This is a genomic window from Pseudomonas sp. S2_A02 (assembly GCF_054668495.1).
Genome location: NZ_CP162776.1, coordinates 1,971,436 through 1,993,308, shown reverse-complemented (window position 1 = coordinate 1,993,308; position 21,873 = coordinate 1,971,436). Strand labels below are relative to the sequence as shown.

The 21,873-nt window shown below is 58.2% G+C and carries 22 protein-coding genes; 14 read left to right on the top strand and 8 right to left on the bottom strand.

The features are described 5' to 3' along the window. Positions 1-103 precede the first annotated feature (103 nt). Together AB4O41_RS09095 and AB4O41_RS09090 are read right to left on the bottom strand one after the other, a co-directional pair. Positions 104-1,069 carry a M29 family metallopeptidase gene (locus AB4O41_RS09095; RefSeq protein WP_460147354.1) on the bottom strand — a complete coding sequence of 322 codons (966 nt, stop codon included), beginning with the start codon at positions 1,067-1,069 and terminating at the stop codon, positions 104-106. Positions 1,070-1,136: 67 nt separating this feature from the next. After that, entirely contained in the window at positions 1,137-1,274 is a 138-nt protein-coding gene (locus tag AB4O41_RS09090) for a hypothetical protein (RefSeq protein ID WP_038979531.1), read from the bottom strand. Positions 1,275-2,236: 962 nt separating this feature from the next. Between AB4O41_RS09090 and AB4O41_RS09085 the strand changes: the two genes are divergently transcribed. Together AB4O41_RS09085 and arfB are read left to right on the top strand one after the other, a co-directional pair. Further along, positions 2,237-3,658: an amino acid permease gene (locus AB4O41_RS09085; protein ID WP_460147352.1), complete on the top strand. Its 1,422-nt coding sequence runs from the start codon at positions 2,237-2,239 to the stop codon at positions 3,656-3,658. Positions 3,659-3,880: 222 nt separating this feature from the next. Then, positions 3,881-4,294, top strand: coding sequence for an alternative ribosome rescue aminoacyl-tRNA hydrolase ArfB (gene arfB / locus AB4O41_RS09080; protein ID WP_008010994.1), 414 nt, complete (start codon positions 3,881-3,883; stop codon positions 4,292-4,294). On the opposite strand, the gene AB4O41_RS09075 is transcribed toward arfB, so the two are convergent. From AB4O41_RS09075 to phhA, 6 genes are all read right to left on the bottom strand, one after another. After that, entirely contained in the window at positions 4,291-5,505 is a 1,215-nt protein-coding gene (locus tag AB4O41_RS09075; RefSeq protein WP_460147350.1) for an MFS transporter, read from the bottom strand. The two genes, arfB and AB4O41_RS09075, sit on opposite strands and share 4 nt — an antisense overlap. A 103-nt stretch (positions 5,506-5,608) precedes the next feature. After that, positions 5,609-5,803, bottom strand: a complete 195-nt coding sequence (locus tag AB4O41_RS09070; protein ID WP_460147348.1) for a hypothetical protein — start codon at positions 5,801-5,803, stop codon at positions 5,609-5,611. A 72-nt stretch (positions 5,804-5,875) separates the two neighbouring features. Next, positions 5,876-6,007 carry a hypothetical protein gene (locus tag AB4O41_RS09065; protein ID WP_007902501.1) on the bottom strand — a complete coding sequence of 44 codons (132 nt, stop codon included), beginning with the start codon at positions 6,005-6,007 and terminating at the stop codon, positions 5,876-5,878. A 277-nt stretch (positions 6,008-6,284) separates the two neighbouring features. Continuing rightward, on the bottom strand, positions 6,285-7,478 hold the full coding sequence (locus AB4O41_RS09060; protein WP_460147346.1) for an amino acid aminotransferase: 1,194 nt from the start codon (positions 7,476-7,478) through the stop codon (positions 6,285-6,287). Further along, positions 7,478-7,834: a 4a-hydroxytetrahydrobiopterin dehydratase gene (locus tag AB4O41_RS09055; protein WP_007902503.1), complete on the bottom strand. Its 357-nt coding sequence runs from the start codon at positions 7,832-7,834 to the stop codon at positions 7,478-7,480. The genes AB4O41_RS09060 and AB4O41_RS09055 overlap by 1 nt, the downstream gene beginning before the upstream one ends. A gap of 69 nt (positions 7,835-7,903) precedes the next feature. After that, positions 7,904-8,695 (bottom strand): phenylalanine 4-monooxygenase, encoded by a 792-nt coding sequence (phhA, locus tag AB4O41_RS09050; protein ID WP_030131496.1) that lies wholly within the window; start codon positions 8,693-8,695, stop codon positions 7,904-7,906. Between the two features lie 310 nt (positions 8,696-9,005). Between phhA and AB4O41_RS09045 the strand changes: the two genes are divergently transcribed. From AB4O41_RS09045 to flgK, 12 genes are all read left to right on the top strand, one after another. After that, entirely contained in the window at positions 9,006-10,559 is a 1,554-nt protein-coding gene (locus AB4O41_RS09045) for a sigma-54-dependent transcriptional regulator (protein ID WP_367374685.1), read from the top strand. 176 nt (positions 10,560-10,735) lie between these two features. Further along, positions 10,736-10,903 (top strand): periplasmic nitrate reductase, NapE protein, encoded by a 168-nt coding sequence (locus tag AB4O41_RS09040; protein WP_460147344.1) that lies wholly within the window; start codon positions 10,736-10,738, stop codon positions 10,901-10,903. A gap of 39 nt (positions 10,904-10,942) precedes the next feature. After that, entirely contained in the window at positions 10,943-11,209 is a 267-nt protein-coding gene (locus AB4O41_RS09035) for a chaperone NapD (RefSeq protein ID WP_367374687.1), read from the top strand. After that, positions 11,200-13,704, top strand: a complete 2,505-nt coding sequence (gene napA / locus AB4O41_RS09030) for a nitrate reductase catalytic subunit NapA (RefSeq protein ID WP_460147342.1) — start codon at positions 11,200-11,202, stop codon at positions 13,702-13,704. Before AB4O41_RS09035 ends, napA begins: the two co-directional genes overlap by 10 nt. 11 nt (positions 13,705-13,715) lie before the next feature. Next, a complete protein-coding gene (locus tag AB4O41_RS09025) occupies positions 13,716-14,207 on the top strand; it encodes a nitrate reductase cytochrome c-type subunit (protein WP_460147340.1) in 492 nt (163 codons plus the stop codon). 9 nt (positions 14,208-14,216) lie between these two features. Then, positions 14,217-14,813: a cytochrome c3 family protein gene (locus tag AB4O41_RS09020; protein ID WP_367374689.1), complete on the top strand. Its 597-nt coding sequence runs from the start codon at positions 14,217-14,219 to the stop codon at positions 14,811-14,813. A gap of 211 nt (positions 14,814-15,024) precedes the next feature. Then, positions 15,025-15,765 (top strand): flagellar basal body rod protein FlgF, encoded by a 741-nt coding sequence (locus AB4O41_RS09015; RefSeq protein WP_460147338.1) that lies wholly within the window; start codon positions 15,025-15,027, stop codon positions 15,763-15,765. 45 nt (positions 15,766-15,810) lie between these two features. Next, positions 15,811-16,596, top strand: a complete 786-nt coding sequence (flgG, locus tag AB4O41_RS09010) for a flagellar basal-body rod protein FlgG (protein WP_008011001.1) — start codon at positions 15,811-15,813, stop codon at positions 16,594-16,596. Between the two features lie 52 nt (positions 16,597-16,648). Next, positions 16,649-17,344, top strand: coding sequence for a flagellar basal body L-ring protein FlgH (gene flgH / locus AB4O41_RS09005; protein ID WP_123360246.1), 696 nt, complete (start codon positions 16,649-16,651; stop codon positions 17,342-17,344). 18 nt (positions 17,345-17,362) lie between these two features. Further along, entirely contained in the window at positions 17,363-18,472 is a 1,110-nt protein-coding gene (locus tag AB4O41_RS09000) for a flagellar basal body P-ring protein FlgI (RefSeq protein WP_460148316.1), read from the top strand. A gap of 11 nt (positions 18,473-18,483) precedes the next feature. After that, the gene (flgJ, locus tag AB4O41_RS08995; RefSeq protein WP_460147336.1) at positions 18,484-19,785 is read left to right on the top strand and encodes a flagellar assembly peptidoglycan hydrolase FlgJ; all 1,302 of its coding nucleotides are present in this window, start codon (positions 18,484-18,486) and stop codon (positions 19,783-19,785) included. 23 nt (positions 19,786-19,808) lie between these two features. Beyond that, positions 19,809-21,869, top strand: coding sequence for a flagellar hook-associated protein FlgK (gene flgK / locus AB4O41_RS08990; protein WP_460147334.1), 2,061 nt, complete (start codon positions 19,809-19,811; stop codon positions 21,867-21,869). The last annotated feature ends 4 nt before the right edge of the window (positions 21,870-21,873 follow it).

Sequence of the window (21,873 nt, the reverse complement as noted above, 5' to 3'; positions counted from 1 at the left end):
CGCTCCGCGTGGGAATGCAGCCCGTGACGCTCCGCGTCACCTCTCGAAAGCGGACGCGGAGCGTCCATTGATGCATTCCCACGCGGAGCATGGGAACGATCAGCTAGAAGACAAACCGCCCGTTAAACACCGGGTCATCATCCAGCGCCAACACGCCACCGGAGAAGATCAGGTCCAAATGATGGCTGCCCTTGGCGCCACCGCCCAGCCCAAGGTGCAAGCCGCAATGGCGCTCCTCGAACCCGGCATTGCGCGCATACAAATCTTTCACGCCTTCATTGGTGCCGATCCCCAACTCCTCGATTCGCCGATTGGACGGATTGGCGTCCAGGTACTTGTTGAAGTCATGTTCCAGCCCCGGCACATCGGTCGCGATTTTGCTGATGGTCGAGTTCTCGATCCACAACTCCAGGGGTGACGCCAATACGCCGTACTTGCGGGCAAATGGAATCGTACTGAGGAAAGTCCCCATAAACTTTACCCGGCCATTAATGGCCTCGCTATGAGTAGCGATCTCGCCGGGCGCCAGGTCGAAGTTGCCGATACCGTTGATGTCGGTCCACTTCTTGATACTGCTCAAGGGTGTTTCGAACCACGACCCGTGATCATCTTTGAAGCTCAGGGTGGTGGCGTGGGACATACGCTGGATCAAGTGGCTGTTCAACCCGGCAATTCGCTGCGGGGTGACACTGAAGGTGTCGTAGAAGTAATCGCCGTAATCCTTGAACAACAATGACTTCTTCCAGTTCTCCGCCATCACGCCTTGCAGCGCACGGACAAAGTCCGGGCCGTCGGGACGCGGGTTGGGCAGGGTGGAAGAATCGTAGAAGAAAATGTACAGATCGCTGTCGGTAATCGCCTGGGTCAGCAATTGCGTGGGTTCGAGGTCCAGACGCATCGCGCTGAAGCTGAACTGTGGGCTGTTACCGACCTGTTCGGCGATGGCGCCGGTCAGTGCCTCGTAATCAGCGGTATGGCCGAGCAAGACCTTCGCCGGGTTGATACCGGCAACGGCAGGGTGATGTTCGAGGTAGTAAAGGAAATGCGAGATGGCGCGTTGCTTATCCATGTAGTCCTCCCTGACAAACCGAGAATGTGGCAGGCACGACCGGCCGGATCGTGCCTGACGGGATGTCTTACAGAGGCCACATCGCCGTGCCGAACGGAACAACCGCGTCGGCTTGCATCATTTCGACGGCGGCATCATGGGTCGGTGCTTCAAACCAATCGTCCAGTTGCAGTTCAGTGTCCAAGTCTTTGTCCAGTGCTTGCATGGTGAATCTCCTAGATGATTTCTTCGGTAAGAACAGCTTCGGTAAGAACACTTTTGATAAGAGCAGTGGCGTGCTTTTCACTCGTTGAAGAGCGCGTCAACGTGCCGGTCGATGCGGCTCGGCAAGTCGCTGAAAACCTAGTTCACAGGTTTTTAAAATGCAAAAAAATAATTAAACAATTTTAATTTGAACTATTTATTCCATTTTTAGAAAGCCAGTTTTCTTAATAAAAAACAGAAAACTAAGCAGGACATTTCCTTAGGAAGCTTCCTATCGTCAATTTACAGTCAGTGGTCTTCTGAATCTGATTTGGAAAACTTGCGTTACGCCTTGTAAATAAAACGTTACGAAAACCCGTCTCAAACCCCATGGAATGCTGCCGAGGAAAGGTCTGTAAGGAAAAGCTTCCGCCAACCGCCGGGTTTGTAGTCTTCAAGGGCTCTGGCACGCTTGTTTCAGCAGCGTATGAAGGGTGAGATGCGCCCCATGCCTGTCGTGCAGGTGCATAACAAGAAGGAGGCGCAATGAACGCCGTGACTCATCTCCATCTCTCCCCAAAGGGCGATTTTTCCGCTGCCCTTATCAATGACCTGCAAAGGTCTGACTCAATTTTTGCAGTCGCCCGAGACCCTCGAGGCGGACACAGGCAATCCCGGCAACCGACGCGCTGATCCAGCGGTGTCTGGCAGCAGGGGGTTACAGGTGTACAATGCGCCGCGTTTTAACTGTGACCTTCTGCGCAATCGCGCAAACCTCAAGGCTATCCGCCTTGTTCACTCCGCCGCGTCACGAGCGTGTCGGGTTCGATTTCGTCACAGATAAAAACAAACAGGTGACGCATGACTGTCGTAAAAACGCTGAACTCCTGGTGCCTGCGCTGGGGTTTGATCGGCGCTGCTTGAAATCGCAACTGAGCAGCAACGTCTACTGAACATCATCAAACCTTGCGTGAGACCTTTTTCATGAGTGGACAAAACTCGCATTCAGGCGAGCTGAAACGCGGCCTGAAAAATCGCCATATTCAACTGATCGCCCTCGGTGGCGCGATCGGTACCGGGTTGTTCCTCGGCTCGGCCGGCGTGCTCAAATCCGCCGGCCCGTCGATGATCCTCGGCTACGCCATCTGCGGCTTCATCGCTTTCATGATCATGCGCCAACTCGGCGAAATGATTGTCGAAGAGCCGGTCGCTGGTTCATTCAGCCACTTCGCCCACAAGTACTGGGGCGGTTTTGCCGGCTTCCTGTCGGGTTGGAACTGCTGGATTCTGTACATTCTGGTGGGCATGTCGGAGCTGACCGCGGTCGGCAAATACATCCACTACTGGGCGCCGGATATCCCGACTTGGGTATCGGCAGCCGGGTTCTTCGTATTGATCAACCTGATCAACCTGGCCAACGTCAAAGTCTTCGGTGAGGCTGAGTTCTGGTTCGCGATCATCAAGGTTGTGGCGATTGTCGGCATGATTGCCCTGGGCAGCTATCTGCTGGTCAGCGGCCATGGCGGCCCGCAAGCCTCGGTGACCAACCTGTGGTCTCACGGTGGCTTCTTCCCGAACGGTGTCAGCGGACTGGTGATGGCCATGGCGATCATCATGTTCTCCTTCGGCGGCCTGGAAATGCTCGGTTTCACCGCCGCTGAAGCCGACAAGCCGAAAACCGTGATCCCGAAAGCCATCAATCAGGTGATCTACCGGATCCTGATTTTCTACATCGGTGCGCTGGTGGTCCTGCTGTCGCTGACCCCTTGGGACAGTCTGTTGGCAACCCTGAATGCTTCCGGCGACGCGTATAGCGGCAGCCCGTTCGTGCAGGTGTTCTCGATGCTCGGCAGCAACACCGCCGCGCACATCCTCAACTTTGTGGTCCTGACCGCGGCGCTGTCGGTGTACAACAGCGGCACCTACTGCAACAGCCGTATGCTGCTGGGCATGGCCGAGCAGGGCGATGCGCCGAAGGTTTTGTCGAAGATCGACAAGCGTGGTGTGCCAGTGCGTTCGATCCTGGCGTCGGCCGCTGTGACTTTGATCGCGGTATTGCTGAACTACCTGATCCCGCAAAACGCGCTGGAACTGTTGATGTCGCTGGTGGTGGCCACCCTGGTGATCAACTGGGCGATGATCAGCTTCTCGCACTTCAAGTTCCGTCAACACATGAACAAGACCAAACAGACGCCGCTGTTCAAGGCCCTGTGGTACCCGTACGGCAACTATGTTTGCCTGGCGTTCGTGGTGTTCATCCTTGGCGTGATGCTGCTGATTCCGGGCATCCAGATCTCGGTGTATGCGATTCCGGTGTGGGTCGCGTTCATGTGGATCTGCTACGGCATCAAGAACAAGCGCAGCGCCCAGCAGGCGTTGCAGGCTGCGGGTTCCGCTGCCAAGTAAGTGCCAAGCGCAGAAACAACAAACCCGGCCATGTGCCGGGTTTGTCATTTATGGGTTCCCTACAAACTCCTGTGGGAGCGTGGCTTGCCCGCGATGAACGATAACGCGGTATGCCTGATGAACCGCGGCGCCTGAATCGCGGGCAAGCCACGCTCCCACAGGGGCCGCATTCCTTCTGTCTATTCGCGGTATCCTGCTTGCTCTGAATACGGACTTTTTTCCATGCTGGTGATTTCCAACAATGTGCATCTGCCGGATGCGGAGATCGAGTTGACGGCCATTCGTGCGCAAGGCGCCGGTGGGCAGAACGTCAACAAGGTCTCCAGCGCCGTGCACTTGCGCTTCGATATTCCGGCCTCGTCCTTGCCCGAGTTCTACAAGGAACGGCTGCTGGCGCTGCGTGACAGCCGCATCACCAGTGAAGGTGTGTTGATTATCAAGGCCCAGCAATACCGTACGCAGGAAGCCAATCGCGCCGATGCGCTGGAGCGGTTGACCGAGTTGATCCTCAGCGCCACCAAGGTTGAAAAGAAACGCCGCCCGACCAAGCCGACCCTCGGTTCGAAGAAGCGTCGGCTGGAATCCAAGACCAAACGCGGCAGCATCAAGGCAGGGCGTGGCAAGGTGGATTTCTAACGGGCGTCGTGTTCTTCGCGGTGTTTTTCATTAAGGTGCTTTGGCGCTTGTCGGTACAAATAGATGCTCAGTGCCAAACCGCTTAGAGCGGCCAACGCGGCAAACAGGAAGATCGAGGCAAAGCCAAATCCAGCCGCAATCGCACCCGCCAGCGGACCGGTAATCCCCAGCGACAAATCGATGAACAGCGAGTACGCCCCAACCGCCGCGCCACGGCTGGAGGCGGGCACCAGGTTGACCGCTTCCACGCCCAATGCCGGGAACACCAGTGAGAAGCCGAAACCGCTCAGCGCCGCGCCGGCCAGTGCCCAATGGGCATCGGGTGCCAGCCACAGTAGCAGTAACCCGAGGGTTTCAACCGAGAGGCAGGCAATCGCCACGCGAAAGCCGCCGAGGCGGTTGATCAGGTTACCGAACAGCAATCGCGCACCGATGAAACTGGCGCCGAACAGGCTCAGGCACAGCACCGCGTTGGACCAGTGCTGAGTGGCGTAATACAGGGTAATGAATGTGGCGATGGTGCCAAAGCCGATGGAGCCCAAGGCCAGACCGCAGCCGTGAGGCAGCACGCGCCCCAGCACATGCATGAACGGCAGGCGTTCGCCGACAACGATCGGTGCAGCGGTCTTTGGCCAGGCCAGCGCCAGGCCCAGAACGGCCAGCAGCACGATGCTCACGCCCATGCTCCACAAACCCAGTTGACTCACCAGCAGCACCCCCAACGGCGCGCCGACCGCCAGCGCGCCGTAACTGGCGATGCCGTTCCAGGAGATGACCTTGGCGGTGTTCGCTGCACCGACCCGGCCGATCCCCCAGCCGATCGATCCGGAACCGACCAGGCTTTCTGCGCTGCCGAGTACCAGTCGGCCGATCAACAGGCTGATCAGGCTCAACATCGGCAGGCTTTGCGTCCAGGCCGAAATCAACATGAACACACCGCTCAAACCACAGCCGGCGAGACCGTACATCACCGCCAGTTTGCTGCCCTTGTTATCGATGATGCGCCCGGCGTAAGGGCGGCTGAGCAGGGTGGCCAGGTATTGCACACTGATTACCAGCCCGGCGATCACGGCGCCGAAACCGAGGTCGCTGTGGACATAGCCCGGCAATACGGCCAGGGGAATGCCGATATTCAAGTAACCGATGAACGTGAACAGGACGATGGAAACGACTTGCAGCGTGACCGCCATGGGGCGCTGGGTTTCTGACATGGGTAAAGGTCCACGGGGCAGCAGGATAGATAGGCTGCTTATGATAACGGCGTGGGCGGTCGCGGGTCGTGAAAAAGTAAAACTATTTGCCGGATGGGGAAAATCAGGATTTTGCGGGGGCAACCAGTTGCGTCGTGACCAGGGCGGCCAAGGCGTTTTCTTCACTGCCGAAGCGTGCCAGCAACGCGGCTCGTTTCTCGGGGGAAAGGCGGTTCCAGATCTCGATCATCTTCTCGGCGGTGCCGATCAGGACGCTGGCCTGAGCTTCGTTGAATGTGACGCTGGATTCATCGGTCATGGGAAAGCTCAAGGTTCAGGCGGTGTGGAAAGCGCATATTAGCGCTTTCCACACGGTCTGGTCGTGCAGGTATCAGTCTTCGCTGTCGGCCTGGCGGCGTTCAGGTGCTTCTTTCGTCTCGGGCTGTTGGGCACCGGCTTGTTGCGTGGTTGTCTGCTCAGTTTCGTGCAGGCTTGGGAAGGGGAGATTAGGGATCTCGTGCATGTCGCGCTCCTCGCTAAGTCTGTTGATAGATCTGGTAGATCCGCGCTTTTAAAAAGCCTGGGCAGGATACAGCAGGAGAAATGACAAAAAGACTTTTATATCCAATTGTTGCGACGGATGGGATTGTCTAGACAGGTCAGCAAGAGAGGGCGACACCATTGAAATGTGGGAGCGGGCTTGCTCGCGAAAGCGGTGTGTCAGGCAACGATGATGTCGACTGACACTCCGCTTTCGCGAGCAAGCCCACTCCCACAAAGTGACTTGCAGTGCTTGATGGTTACTTGCAGACGTCAGCGATAGCTTCGGCCAGCAAGTCCAGACGTGTCGCATCAATCCCCGCCACGTTAGCCCGGCCCGAGCTGACCATGTACACGCTGTGATGCTCGCGCAGTTGCTTGACCTGTTCCGGCGACAAACCGGTGTAGGAAAACATCCCGCGTTGCACACCAATGTGCGCAAATCGCTCGCGCAAGCCATGGGGTTCAAGCGCTTCGACCAGACCGCTGCGCAACTGGGCGATACGCAAGCGCATGGCTTCCACTTCGTCGGCCCAGCGGCTTTTCAGCTCTGGATCGCCGAGGATGGTCGCAACCACGGCGGCGCCATGATCCGGTGGCGTCGACCACAGGTTACGGGCGATGTTGGCCAGTTGGCTGCGGATATCCACCAGTTTGTCGGCGGTTTGTGCGCAGACAATCAGTGCGCCGGTGCGGTCGCAGTACAGGCCGAAGTTCTTCGAGCAGGAACTGGTGATCAGCACTTCCGGCAACTCGGCGGCGAACAGCCGGGTCGACCAGGCATCTTGCTCCAGGCCGTCGCCGAAGCCTTGATAGGCGAAGTCGATCAGTGGCAGCAAATCGCGACTGCGCACCACGTCCAGCACTCGACGCCAATCGTCATGGGACAGATCGAAACCGGTCGGGTTGTGGCAGCAGGCATGCAGCAGAACCACATCGCCTTTGGGGGCTTCATTGAGCACCGCCAGCATCGCTTCCACATCGAGACGGTTATCGCTGCCCACGTACGGGTAATGACTGACCTTGACCCCGGCCGCCGCGAAAATGGTTTCGTGAATCGGCCAGGTCGGGTTGCTCAACCACACGCCACGGCCCGGCAAGCATTGGGCGATGAAGTCGGCGCTCAAACGCAGCGCACCGGTACCGCCCGGCGTTTGAGTAGCGCCGGCCCGTTGTTCAGCGATCAGCGCCGAGTCAGCGCCAAGCACCAACTCGTTGATGACCTTGCCGAACGCTACATTGCCGTGGCCGCCGATGTAGGTCTTGGTGGATTGACGCTCCACCAAGTGCTGCTCGGCGAGCTTCACCGCTTCAGGGATTGGCGTCAGGCCCTGGGCGTCTTTATAGACACCCACGCCGAGGTCGAATTTGCGCGGGTTAGGGTCCAGCGCATAGGCCTCCATCAGGCCGAGAATCGGGTCGCCGGGTACTCGACCGATGGCGTCGAAATGCATTATTTGCGGCCCTCGGCGTTCTTCGCCACTTCGTCAGTGCGCGCGGCCATGATGAAGTCGTTGCGGTGCAGGCCTTTGATGGAGTGGCTCCACCAAGTCACGGTGACTTTGCCCCATTCGGTCAGCAGGCCCGGGTGGTGACCTTCGGCCTCGGAGATTTCACCGACGGCGTTGGTGAATGCCAGCGCGTGTTTGAAATTCTTGAACAGGAAAACTTTTTCCAGCTGCATCACGCTGTCGCGGACTTCGATGTTCCAGTCAGGGATTTGCTTGATCAGGATCGGCAATTCTTCGTCGCTGACCTGAGGGGCATCGGCGCGGCAGGCTTCGCAATGGGCTTGGTTCAGAGCGTTCATGGTGTATTCCTGAATTCGATTCTTGTTGGAAATTACTATCTTTGCGCGCAAGTCGCGAGCGGGATCTGCTCAGGCCGCTTTGGGCTTTGGCGGAAATTTCGGCGTGTGCAACCCCAGCTGCATACCTTGCTTGACCATGCCCATGATGTCTTCGTGGGCCAGATCGAACAGGCGCTTGAGGTTCGGCAGAACAAAGTACAACGGTTGCAAGATGTCGATGCGGTACGGCGTGCGCATGCATTCCAGCGGGTCGAACGCCTGATGCTCAGGCTCGTCCGACAGGCAGTAAACGGTTTCTTTTGGCGAGGACAAAATACCGCCACCGTAGATGCGCAGGCCTTGCGGGGTGTCGACCAGACCGAACTCGATGGTCATCCAGTACAGGCGCGCCAGGTACACGCGTTCTTCCTTGGAAGCCTGTAGGCCAAGTTTGCCGTAGGTGTGGGTGAATTCGGCGAACCAGGGGTTGGTCAGCAACGGACAGTGGCCAAAGATCTCGTGGAAAATGTCCGGTTCTTGCAGGTAATCCAGCTCTTCACGGGTACGAATAAACGTCGCCACCGGGAACTGCTTGTTTGCCAGCAATTCGAAAAAGGTCTGGAAGGGAATCAGCGCGGGGACTCGGGCAACCTGCCAACCGGTGGTTTCACCGAGGACCTTGTTGATTTCACCGAGTTGCGGAATGCGGTCGTGGGGCAGACCGAGTTTTTCGATACCGTCCAGGTATTCCTGGCACGCACGGCCCTCGACCACTTTCAGCTGGCGAGTGATCAGCGTGTTCCACACCGCGTGTTCTTCGGCGGGGTAGTCGATAAAACCTTGCGCATCGGGCTCACGAGCCACGTATTGCGTCTGCTTCATGCTGCTCTCCTGCTAGGGGATTCGTTCTTGTTGTGTGTACAGCTATAGACCTAGAAATACCCGAAGGAGTGCGGTGTTGCAGCAGGTGATTGTCGTTGCATGTAGGAAAAATCTGCGCTTTTCGTAAAGTATTCGTTACGGATTGATCGCTATGGCGCAAGTATTGAGTTTTCCGGGTTTGAAAAGCGTTCTGCCTGTCACATAATCTTGACGACTAACTGAGCCGCTCGGCAAAAAAATACCTCCGAGTGCACTGCGAATACCCTGTTGTGCGACATCAACCTCACTCACCGCTGTTACGGGCCTTTATATGCGTATCAAAGTTCACTGCCAGAACCGCATCGGTATCCTGCGCGACATTCTCAATCTGCTGGTCGAGTACGGGATCAACGTCGCCCGCGGCGAAGTGGGTGGTGAGCACGGCAATGCGATCTATCTGCACTGCCCGAACCTGATCAATATTCAGTTCCAGGCGTTGCGTCCGAAGTTCGAGGCGATTGGCGGGGTATTCGGCGTCAAGCGCGTAGGGCTGATGCCCAGCGAGCGTCGGCACATGGAACTCAATGCCTTGCTCGGTGCCTTGGAGTTTCCGGTGCTGTCGATCGACATGGGCGGCTCCATCGTCGCGGCCAACCGTGCGGCGGCGCAGTTGCTCGGGGTGCGGGTGGACGAGGTGCCGGGGATTCCACTGTCGCGGTACGCCGAGGATTTCGATTTGCCGGAGCTGGTGCGCGCCAACAAGTCGCGGATCAACGGCTTGCGGGTAAAGGTCAAGGGTGACGTGTTTCTCGCCGACATCGCGCCGCTGCAATCGGAGCATGACGAAAGCGAGGCCATGGCCGGCGCGGTGTTGACGTTGCACCGGGCGGATCGGGTGGGCGAGCGCATCTATAACGTGCGCAAGCAGGAGTTGCGCGGCTTCGACAGCATTTTCCAGAGCTCGAAAGTGATGGCGGCGGTGGTGCGCGAAGCGCGGCGCATGGCACCACTGGATGCGCCGCTATTGATAGAAGGCGAAACCGGCACCGGCAAAGAGTTGTTGGCGCGGGCCTGTCACTTGGCGAGCCCGCGTGGGCAATCACCGCTGATGGCGCTCAACTGCGCCGGTCTGCCGGAGTCCATGGCCGAGACCGAACTGTTCGGCTACGGTCCCGGTGCTTTCGAAGGGGCGCGGGCCGAAGGCAAGCTTGGGCTGTTGGAGCTGACGGCGGGCGGTACGTTGTTCCTCGACGGCGTCGGCGAAATGAGCCCGCGCTTGCAGGTGAAATTGCTGCGCTTTCTGCAGGACGGTTGCTTCCGTCGTGTTGGCAGTGATGAAGAGGTTTATCTGGATGTGCGGGTGATCTGCGCAACGCAAGTGGACTTGTCCGAGCTGTGCGCTCGCGGTGAGTTTCGCCAGGACTTGTACCACCGCTTGAATGTGCTTTCGTTGCACATCCCGCCGCTGCGCGAATGCCTCGACGGACTGGCGCCGCTGGTAGAACACTTCCTCGATCAGGCCAGTCGGCAGATCGGTTGTCCGTTGCCGAAACTGGCGCCGGCGGCGATGGAGCGGCTCAGTCACTATCACTGGCCGGGTAATGTGCGGCAGTTGGAAAACGTACTGTTCCAGGCAGTTTCCCTATGCGACGGCGGCACCGTCAAAGCTGAGCACATTCGTCTGCCGGACTACGGGGTGCGTCAGCCACTTGGCGATTTTTCCCTTGAGGGCGGCTTGGACGAGATTGTCGGGCGCTTTGAGAAGGCGGTGCTGGAGCGGTTGTATTCCGAGCATCCGAGCAGTCGGCAACTGGGCAAGCGGCTGGGGGTTTCGCATACGACCATTGCCAATAAGTTGCGTGACTATGAAGTTGGCAAAACGTGAGCGTTAACGTTGTTCAATAGCGAATTAATACAATAAGAATGGTTGTTGGCTGGTAGTTATTATCTAGTGCTTCTAAATCGTATTTGAAACGTTTTCTCTTTACCGTTGATCCGATTCGTGGAAGTTACCAGGTTGGTCATCTAGGCTGAACTCAACGTTTGGCAGGAGCGATAACCATGCCATCAATGGATGACCCTACCCAGCGAGTGCGCAAAGAAACTCGTCTGTTCCTTTTTCTGATTGTTGTTCTTTTTCCATTGCTGTCGGTGGCGATAGTGGGTGGTTACGGTTTCTTTGTCTGGTTTCTGCAAATGCTGCTTGGCCCTCCTGGCCCACCTCATTGATTGTTGTCCATCTTTGCAACAAGACGGGGAGTACTGGTCATGGAAATGACGCTGCATATTGTCAGTCTGGTGGTGCTTGCCCGTCCTGAGTTGTTCGAGGCGGTGAAAGCCAACTTGCGATTGCTCAATGGCGTTGAACTGCATCAGGAAAGTCCTGCCGGCAAACTGGTGGTTGTGCTGGAGATGGAAGAAGAAAGCGAGATTTCTCAGTGCATCGGTCAGATCAACAGCTTGCCCGGTGTGCTCAATGCCTCCCTCGTTTATCACGAAATTCTCGATGTGACGGGAGAAAACACATGCCTATGACTCGGCGAGAGTTTGTCAAAGCCCACGCTGCCGGGATCGCCGCAGCGGCGGCGGGGCTCCCGGTGTTTACGTCTGCCAGCAACCTGATCACCGAAGAAGACCGGGTGGCGCTGGATTGGAATAAAGCACCTTGCCGCTTTTGCGGTACCGGGTGCAGCGTCATGGTGGCGACCAAGGACAATCGGGTGGTCGCCACTCATGGTGATGTGAAAGCCGAGGTCAATCGCGGGTTGAACTGCGTCAAAGGCTACTTTTTATCGAAGATTATGTACGGCGTTGATCGCCTGACTCAGCCTTTGTTGCGCATGACCAACGGGCACTATGACAAACAAGGCGAGTTTCAACCGGTGTCCTGGAATCAGGCTTTTGATGTCATGGAGTTGAAGTTTAAGGAGGCGCTGAAAAACAAGGGGGCCGAGTCCGTCGCAATGTTCGGTTCAGGTCAGTGGACCATTTGGGAAGGTTATGCGGCCAACAAGTTGATGAAGGCGGGATTTCGCACGAATAACATTGACCCCAATGCGCGTCATTGCATGGCCTCTGCGGTCATGGGGTTTATGCGTACGTTTGGTATCGATGAGCCGATGGGGTGTTATGACGATATCGAAGTTACCGATGCGTTCGTTTTGTGGGGTTCAAACATGGCGGAGATGCATCCGATTCTTTGGAGCCGGGTGGCGGATCGCCGATTAAGTCAGCCCAGCGTCAAGGTTGCGGTACTGTCGACATTCGAGCATCGCAGTTTTGAGTTGGCCGACATTCCCATGGTGTTCAAGCCACAGACTGACCTGTTTATTCTCAATTACATTGCCAACCACATCATTGAAAGCGGCTCGGTCAACAAAGATTTTGTCAGCAAACACACCAGGTTCGCCAAAGGTACGGATGACATCGGATACGGCCTGCGTGCCGATAACCCGCTGGAGATGAAGGCCCGCAATGCCGCCAAGGCGAACACCTGGACCGACATCGACTTTGAGCAATTTGCAGCTTTCGTGAAACCTTACACCCTTGAGCGTACCGCCAGGGAAACCGGCGTGCCGGCCGAGCGTCTCAAGGCATTAGCCGAACTGTATGCCGACCCGAAGCGCAAGGTGGTCTCATTCTGGACCATGGGTTTTAACCAGCACACGCGGGGCGTCTGGGCTAATAACCTGATTTACAACATCCACCTGCTGACCGGAAAAATCAGCGAGCCGGGCAACAGCCCGTTCTCCCTGACGGGCCAGCCTTCGGCCTGCGGGACGGCGCGTGAAGTGGGAACGTTCTCCCATCGCTTGCCGGCCGACCTGGTGGTCACCAACCCGACGCATCGCGCCAAGGCAGAGCAAATCTGGAAAGTGCCGCCGGGCACCATCAATGAAAAGGTCGGTTTTCATGCCGTGCAGCAGAGCCGCATGCTCAAAGATGGTGTGCTCAATGTGTATTGGACGATGGCCAGCAACAACATGCAGGCCGGCCCGAACATCATGCAGGAAGTGCTGCCGGGGTGGCGCAATCCTGAGAACTTTGTGGTGGTCTCGGATGTGTATCCCACCGTGTCCGCCCAGGCGGCCGATCTGATTCTGCCCACCGCGATGTGGGTCGAGAAAGAAGGTGCTTACGGCAATGCCGAACGTCGTACGCAGTTCTGGCATCAATTGGTCTCGGCGCCGGGTGACGCCAAATCGGATCTCTGGCAACTGGTCGAGTTTTCCAAGCGCTTTAAAACGGACGAGGTCTGGCCCGAGGAATTGTTGTCCGCCTCACCGCAGTACAAGGGTAAAACCCTGTATGAGGTGTTGTTCAAGAACGGTCAGGTCGATCAATTCCCGCTTGATCAGATGGAGGCGGGCTATCAAAACGACGAGGCCCGGGAGTTTGGTTTTTACCTGCAAAAAGGGTTGTTCGAAGAGTATGCCCAATTCGGCCGTGGGCACGGTCATGACCTGGCCCCATTTGATCGCTACCACACCGAGCGCGGGTTGCGATGGCCCGTCGTCGAGGGCAAGGAAACACGTTGGCGTTTCCGGGAAGGGTATGACCCCTATGTGGAGAAGGGGAGTGGTGTGCAGTTTTACGGCTATCCCGACAAGAAGGCGATCATCTTCGCGCTCCCCTACGAGCCACCTGCGGAATCCCCCGACGCGGACTTTCCATTCTGGTTGAGTACCGGCCGGGTACTTGAACATTGGCACACCGGGACTATGACTCAGCGGGTCGAGGAACTTTATAAGGCGGTTCCCGACGCGTTGGTCTACATGCACCCGGCCGATGCCCAAGCCTTGAATGCCCGTCGAGGCAGTGAAGTGAAGCTGATCAGTCGACGCGGTGAGATGCGTGCGCGCATCGAAACCCGAGGGCGCAACAAACCACCACAAGGCCTGGTCTTTGTACCGTTTTTCGATGCCAACAAGCTGATCAACAAGGTCACGCTTGATGCGACGGACCCCATCTCCAAACAAACTGATTACAAAAAATGTGCGATCAGGATTGAGTTGATCAAGACGGCATAAGGAGAGCTCAGATGAAGAGTCGTTCGCTGTCCTTGCTTGCCGCTCTGTTGGCTTGGATGCCCGCGGCATTCGCGACGGAGCCCGCTTACCCGCTGAATGCTCCTGCACCGGATGGCCGGCGAGCCGGAGGGACCTTGACCCAGGAGTTGCCGGCTCCGCCGATTGTTGATGACGAGAACAAGGACCTCAAGCGCGAGCGCAATTATCCCGAACAGCCGCCCACTATCCCGCACAGTATTCGGGGGTATCACATCGACAAGAACAGTAACAAGTGTCTGTCCTGTCACAGCCGCGCAAACAGCGCACGTACTCAGGCGCCGATGATCAGTATCACCCACTACATGGACCGTGATGGTCAGGCGCTGGCAGCCGTTTCGCCACGTCGGTATTTCTGCAATCAGTGTCACGTGCCACAGAAAGACGTTAAGCCACTGGTGGGCAATAGCTTCAAGAACATTGACCAGGTGCTGCAAGACGAAATCAACGGCCAACAGAAACCTTGAGGAGAGGCCATGAAATCCTTGCTTGTCCTGCTCAAAGACTATTGGGGGATTCTGCGTCGACCCAGTGTGCATTACAGCCTGGGTTTTCTGACGCTCGGCGGGTTTGTTGCCGGGGTGATTTTCTGGGGTGGTTTCAACACCGCGCTGGAAGCGACCAATACCGAGAAGTTCTGCATTTCCTGCCATGAAATGCGCGACAACGTTTTTGTCGAACTGCAGGAAACCATTCACTACACCAATCGCTCTGGCGTACGAGCTACCTGTCCGGACTGTCACGTCCCCCATGAGTGGACTCATAAGATTGCCCGCAAGATGCAGGCTTCCAAAGAGGTATGGGGAAAGGTGTTCGGAACGATTGATAGCCGCGAAAAGTTTGTCGGTATGCGGCGTGAGCTGGCCGAGCACGAGTGGGGACGGCTCAAGGCAAACGACTCCCGAGAGTGCCGCAATTGCCATAACTTCGAATTCATGGATTTCACCCGTCAGGGCAAACGCGCCGCCAATATGCATTCCACGTCACTGGCCTCGGGTCAAGCCACCTGTATCGACTGTCATAAGGGCATTGCTCACAAGTTACCCGACATGAGCGGGGTCAAAGGCTGGTAGCCGATTCGGCCCCAGCGTTCTCTGTGTTGCCGCCAAACGGCATGATCGCGCCGGTTTTTCGTCTTCGACACATTCCCCCAATCCTCTCTGAATCCCTCAAGTCCTTTGTTTGCCGGGCCCTGTGCCGCCAGAAAAAAGTTGGTCTGCAAATTGCTTATGGCTCAGCAGTACAGCGGTGGGCGGCAAACGTCCGGCATGCAGAGGAAAGAGTGTGGACAAGTACCTTTATGTGGCAATGACCGGCGCCAGCCAGAATGCACTGGCGCAGAAGGCTCATGCGAACAACCTGGCGAACATCTCTACAAACGGTTTTCAGAAGGACCTGGAACAGGCCCGTTCGATGCCGGTGTTTGGTGACAGCTTTCCGGCGCGTGCATTTGCCATGAGCGAACGTCCTGCCACCGACTTCTCTGCGGGCTCGCTGGTGCAAACCGGTCGCGACCTCGATGTCGCGGTGCAAGGCAACGGCTGGATCGCCGTGCAGAACCCCGATGGCGGTGAAAGCTACGTGCGCACCGGCAGCCTCAACGTTGACGCGCTGGGCGTGCTACGTGCCGGCAACGGTATGCCGGTGGTAGGCAATGGCGGGCCGATTGCCGTGCCGCCAGAGCAGCAAATCGAAGTCGGCGAAGACGGCACCATCAGCATCCGTGCGATGGGTGAAGGTCCCCGCGTGATGGCCGAAGTCGACCGTATCAAACTGGTCAACCCAGACTTCAAGAACATGACTAAAGGCCTGGACGGTTCGATCCATACCAAGGACGGCAAGCCGGCGCAGGCCGATGCCAACGTCAAACTGGTGTCCGGGTTCCTTGAGTCGAGCAACGTCAATGCCGTGGAAGAAATGACCTCGGTGCTGGCGCTGGCCAAGCAGTTCGAGCTGCACATCAAGATGATGAACACCGCCAAAGACGATGACCAGGCCATGGCTCGGGTCTTGCAGATCAGCTAATTATCAGAACGTCGCGCCGTAAAACAGGCGCACGAGGAGAATCGAATGCTTCCGGCTCTATGGGTTGCCAAAACAGGTCTGTCCGCACAGGACACCAACCTCACCACCATTTCCAACAACCTGGCGAACGTATCGACCACGGGTTTCAAACGTGACCGCGCCGAGTTCCAGGATTTGCTGTATCAGATCAAGCGTCAGCCAGGCGCCCAGTCGACCCAGGACAGCGAATTGCCGTCGGGTCTGCAAGTGGGTACCGGTGTGCGCATCGTCGGCACCCAGAAAAACTTCACCGCCGGTAGCCTGCAAACCACCGAGCAGCCGTTGGACATGGCCATCGACGGTCGCGGTTTCTTTCAGATTTTGCAGCCGGACGGCACCACGTCCTACACCCGTGACGGTACGTTCCACCTGGATTCCAATGGCCAGATCGTCAACGCCAGCGGCTTCGCCCTGGAGCCAGCGATTGTCATTCCGAACGATGCCCAGACCTTCACTGTCGGCCGTGACGGCACCGTCTCCATCACCGTTGCCGGCAACCCGGCCTCCCAGGTGATCGGCAACCTGCAAACCGCCGACTTCATCAACCCGGCCGGTCTGCAAGCGGTGGGTAACAACCTGTTCCTGGAAACCGCTGCCAGTGGCGCGCCGCAAGTCGGCACCCCGGGCCTCGCCGGTTTCGGCACCACGCTGCAGAACACCCTGGAAACGTCCAACGTCAGCACCGTTGAAGAGATGGTCAACATGATCACCACTCAGCGCGCCTACGAGATGAACTCCAAGGTGATCTCCACCGCCGACCAGATGCTCTCGTTCGTAACGCAGAATCTGTAATCAAGTCTATGAGGCGGCCATGAGGTCGCCTGCAACACCGTGAGGTAGGGTCATGAATCGCTTTGTATCTGTTCTGGCACTGAGTGGGGTCGTCGTGCTCGCGGGCTGCGTCGCTCCGCCGCCCAAGCCCAATGACCCTTACTACGCCCCGGTGTTGCCGCGCACGCCGCTGCCGGCTGCCGCCAATAACGGCTCGATCTACCAGGCCGGTTTCGAACAGAACCTGTACAGCGACCGCAAGGCGTTCCGGGTCGGTGACATCATCACCATTACCCTGAACGAGCGCACCCAGGCGAGCAAGAACGCCAACTCGCAGATGGACAAGAACAGCGATAACAAGATCGGCCTGACCTCGTTGTTCGGCTCCAGCCTGACCACCAATAACCCGATCGGTGGCAACGACCTGAGTCTGAACGCCGGCTATAGCGCCGACCGCTCAACGAAGGGCGACAGCAAGTCCGGCCAGAGCAACAGCCTGACCGGTTCGATTACCGTGACCGTCGCCGACGTGTTGCCCAACGGCATCATCGCCGTGCGCGGCGAGAAGTGGCTGACCCTCAACACCGGCGATGAGCTGGTGCGGATTGCCGGCCTCGTTCGCGCCGATGACATCGCCACCGACAACACCGTGTCGTCGACCCGCGTCGCCGATGCACGCATCACCTATTCGGGTACCGGCGCGTTTGCCGATGCGAGTCAGCCAGGCTGGTTCGACCGTTTCTTCCTCAGCCCGCTGTTCCCTTTCTAGGTGGCTTCTCTGGTGAGCATGTTGAACTTCAAACACCTGATGGTGGGCGCCCTGTTGCTGACGGCAGCCTTCGATGCTCAAGCCGAGCGACTGAAGGACATCGCCAGTATTTCCGGCGTGCGTTCCAACCAATTGATCGGCTACGGCCTGGTGGTCGGGCTTAACGGCACCGGTGACCAGACGACCCAGACCCCGTTCACCCTGCAGACTTTCAACAACATGCTTTCGCAGTTCGGCATCAAGGTGCCGGCAGGTTCGGGCAACGTGCAGTTGAAGAACGTCGCGGCGGTATCGATCAGTGCCGACTTGCCGGCGTTCGCCAAGCCGGGTCAGCAGGTGGATATCACCGTTGCCTCCATCGGTAACTCCAAGAGCCTGCGCGGCGGTACCTTGCTGCTGACGCCGCTCAAAGGTATCGATGGAAACGTCTACGCCATCGCTCAGGGCAACCTGGTGGTTGGCGGTTTCGATGCCGAAGGTCGTGACGGTTCGAAGATCACCGTCAACGTTCCGTCAGCCGGTCGCATCCCTGGCGGTGCATCGGTCGAGCGTGCAGTGCCAAGCGGTTTCAATCAGGGCAACAGCCTGACCCTGAACCTCAACCGTTCGGACTTCACCACGGCCAAACGTATCGTCGACAAGATCAACGACATGCTCGGCCCTGGCGTTGCCCAGGCCATCGACGGTGGTTCTATTCGCGTGACTGCGCCACTCGATCCGAGCCAGCGGGTCGATTATTTGTCGATCCTCGAAAACCTCGAAGTCGACCCGGGTCAGGCGGTGGCGAAAGTCATCATCAACTCGCGCACCGGCACCATTGTGATCGGCCAGAACGTCAAGGTTTCCCCGGCCGCCGTGACCCACGGTAGCCTGACCGTGACCATCACCGAAGACCCGATCGTCAGCCAGCCCGGCCCTCTGTCCAACGGGCAGACGGCGGTCGTGCCGCGCTCGCGGGTCAACGCTCAGCAAGAAGCCAAGCCGATGTTCAAGTTCGGCCCGGGCACCACCCTCGACGAGATCGTCCGTGCGGTGAACCAGGTCGGCGCGGCACCGGGTGACTTGATGGCGATCCTCGAAGCGCTGAAGCAGGCCGGCGCGTTGCAAGCCGACCTGATCGTGATCTGAGGACGGCGACCATGGATATGCGCAAAAGCGGTCTGGTCAGCAGCAGCGACTCAGGTTCCTATTCGGACCTGAACCGTCTGAACCAGCTCAAGGTCGGCGACAAGAACAGCGATGCGAACATGCGCAAAGTGGCGCAGGAATTCGAGTCGCTGTTCCTTGGTGAAATGCTCAAGTCCATGCGCTCGGCCACCGAAGCACTGGGCGAGGACAATCCGCTCAATACGCCGGCGGCCAAGCAATACCAGGAAATGTACGACCAGCAGTTGGCCGTTTCCATGTCCCGCGAAGGCGGCGGTATTGGCCTGGCGGACGTACTGATGCGCCAGATGTCGAAGAACAAGCCAATGGCGCCGGGTGAGGCTGCGGCAGCGTCTGCCGCCAAGCAGGCTGCCGCGAAAGCCGCCGTGGAAACACCGATTGCCGCGGGGACGGTCGCCACCCACGGGCCGCTGTCGCGTCTCAATGGTGAACGTCCGTTGTGGGCTTCGCGCTCGGTGAAGACGCCGGCAAACGCGAGCGAGGGCACCCATCGCAATGACATGGCGCTGATCAATCAGCGGCGTCTGGCACTGCCGCCGAAACTGGCCGACCGCTTGCTCGCAGGGTTGGTGCCATCTGCATCTGCATCGGTATCGACCACCGCCACCACAGAGCAGAACAACATCCAGTTGCCGCAGAGCACCAAAGCCGGTTCCGGCCCGCTGTACAACGGCGATTGGCTGGCTTCGCAAACGGATACGTCCTCCAGCGGGCGCCTGCAGATTTATGGTCGTGCCATGGCTCAAATACCCTTGGCGCCGGCGAAGAAAGCCTTCAGTTCCGCCGACGAATTCGTCAACACCATGCTGCCGCTGGCCAAGGAAGCCGCCGACCGCATCGGCGTCGATCCGCGTTATCTGGTGGCTCAGGCTGCCCTGGAAACCGGTTGGGGCAAATCGGTCATGCGCGCCCAGGATGGCAGTAGCAGCCACAACCTGTTCGGCATCAAGGCCAGCAGTAACTGGCAGGGTGATTCGGCGCGGGCGATCACCAGCGAATTCAGAAATGGCGCGATGGTCAAGGAGACGGCCGAGTTCCGTTCCTATGCCTCTTACAAGGACAGCTTCCATGACCTTGTGACGCTGCTGCAAAGCAATAATCGCTATCAAGATGTGCTGAAGTCGGCCGATAACCCAGAACAGTTTGTACGCGAGTTGCAAAAAGCCGGGTATGCAACCGACCCGGATTACGCAAGCAAGATCTCGCAGATAGCCAAGCAGATGACGAGTTACCAAAACTACGCTGCGGCGGGCGCTTCCACCACGCCTTTATAGGCACAAGGTATAAGGTTTGAACCATGAGTTTGCTCAATATCGGGATGTCGGGTTTATCCGCTAGTCAAACCGCGCTGATGACTACCGGCAATAACATTGCCAACGCCGACACCTCCGGGTACTCACGCCAGCAAACCGTGCAGGGCACCAAGGCCTCGAACCAGTTCGGCAATGTCTACATCGGCACCGGTACGACCCTGGCCGATGTGCGTCGGGTGTACAACAGCTACATTGATGCGCAGCTGCAGACCAGCACGTCGCTCAATAGTGACTCGGCGGCCTACGCCGGGCAGATCAGCCCGCTCGATAAGTTGCTGTCGGACAGCGGCACCGGCCTCAATGGCGCCCTGACCAAGTTCTTCGCCTCGGTACAGAACGTCAACGCCAAACCGGGCGACGATGCTTCCCGCCAACTGCTGCTCAGCGATGCGCAAGCCCTGAGCAACCGGTTCAACTCGATTTCCAGCCAGTTGACGCAGCAGAACGCCAACGTCAACGGCAACCTGGCGGACATGGCCGATCAGGTCAATAAACTGGCCGCCACCGTGGCCCAGTTGAACCAGAAAATCTCCGAAATTTCCAACGCTGGCGGCCAGCCCAACGACTTGCTCGATGCGCGCAACGAGACCGTGCGCCAGTTGTCCACCTTCACCGGTGCGCAAGTGATCGAGCGTGACGGTAACCTCGATATTTACCTGGGCAGCGGTCAGCCGCTGGTCATGGGCAGCACCGCCAGCAAGCTGGAAGTGGTGCCGAGCAAAGACGACCCGTCGCGTTCGGCCATTCAGCTCAATCGCGGTTCGAGCACCATCGACATCACTTCGGTGGTGACCGGTGGCGAGATGGGCGGCTTGCTGCGTTATCGCAGCACCGTGCTGGACCCGGCCATGAACGAGCTGGGGCGTGTGGCGCTGGTCGTTGCCGATCAGATGAACACCGTCCAGGCTCAGGGCATCGACAAGAACGGTGACTTCGGTTCGAACCTGTTCAACAGCATCAACAGTGCCGCGCAAATGGCTCAGCGTAGCGTTGCCACGGTCGGCAACAGCGCCGGCTCAGGCAACTTCGACGTGAGCATCGAGGACAGCGGCAAGCTGACCATCAACGATTACAAGGTCACCTTCACCAGCGCCACGAACTACACCGTGCAGCGCCTGCCTGAAGGCACCGCCATGGGCGCGTTCAGCACGCTGACCACGCCGCCACCGGTGATCGACGGTTTCTCCATGACACTTTCCGGTGGCACCGCAGCCGCCGGTGACACGTTCAAGATCACCCCGACCCGCAACGCAGCGACCAACATCAAGACCGAGATGACCGACTCCAAACGTCTGGCCATCGCGGCACCGTTGGGCGCGGCCATTGCGCCGGGCGGCAGCGGCACGTTGACGATTCCGGCCAGCGGCCAACCGACCCTGACCACGAAGTTCGATATCTATGACTCAGCCACCACCCTGGCCATTCAGAACGGGCTGAAGAATTCGACTCCGGTCAAAGTGGTTTTCGGTGCCGCCGGTGGCACCACCCAGACTTACCAGTTGCTCGATGCCAAAGGTAATGCACTCAGCAGCGGCACCATTGTGCCGGGCCAGAACAATACGCTCAGCTTGAGCATTCCACTGGTCGACGCCAGCGGCGCCGCGATCATGGATCCGGGGCCGCCAGCCGTGCAGCGTACCGCGACCTTCGACATGACCGTGGCCGGTTCGCCAGGTCAAGGCAGTGCGATCAACATCACGCTCAGTCAACCGGGTACGCTGGACAACCGTAACGGTACCGCACTGGCCGGCTTGCAGACCAAGCAGACTGTGGATACCGGTTCGGCCAGTAAAGGCATTTCCCTGACCGACGCCTACGGCAAACTGGTCGAGGGCGTCGGCGCCAAGGCCGCGCAAGGCAAGCTCGACAGCGCTGCCACTGACGCGATTCTGGCCAACGCCAAGGGCGCTCGCGATTCACTGTCCGGTGTCGATCTCGATGAGGAAACCGGCAATCTGGTCAAGTATCAGCAGTACTACACCGCGTCTTCGCAGATCATCAAGGCTGCGCAGGAAATCTTCAGCACACTGATCAACAGTCTTTAAGGAG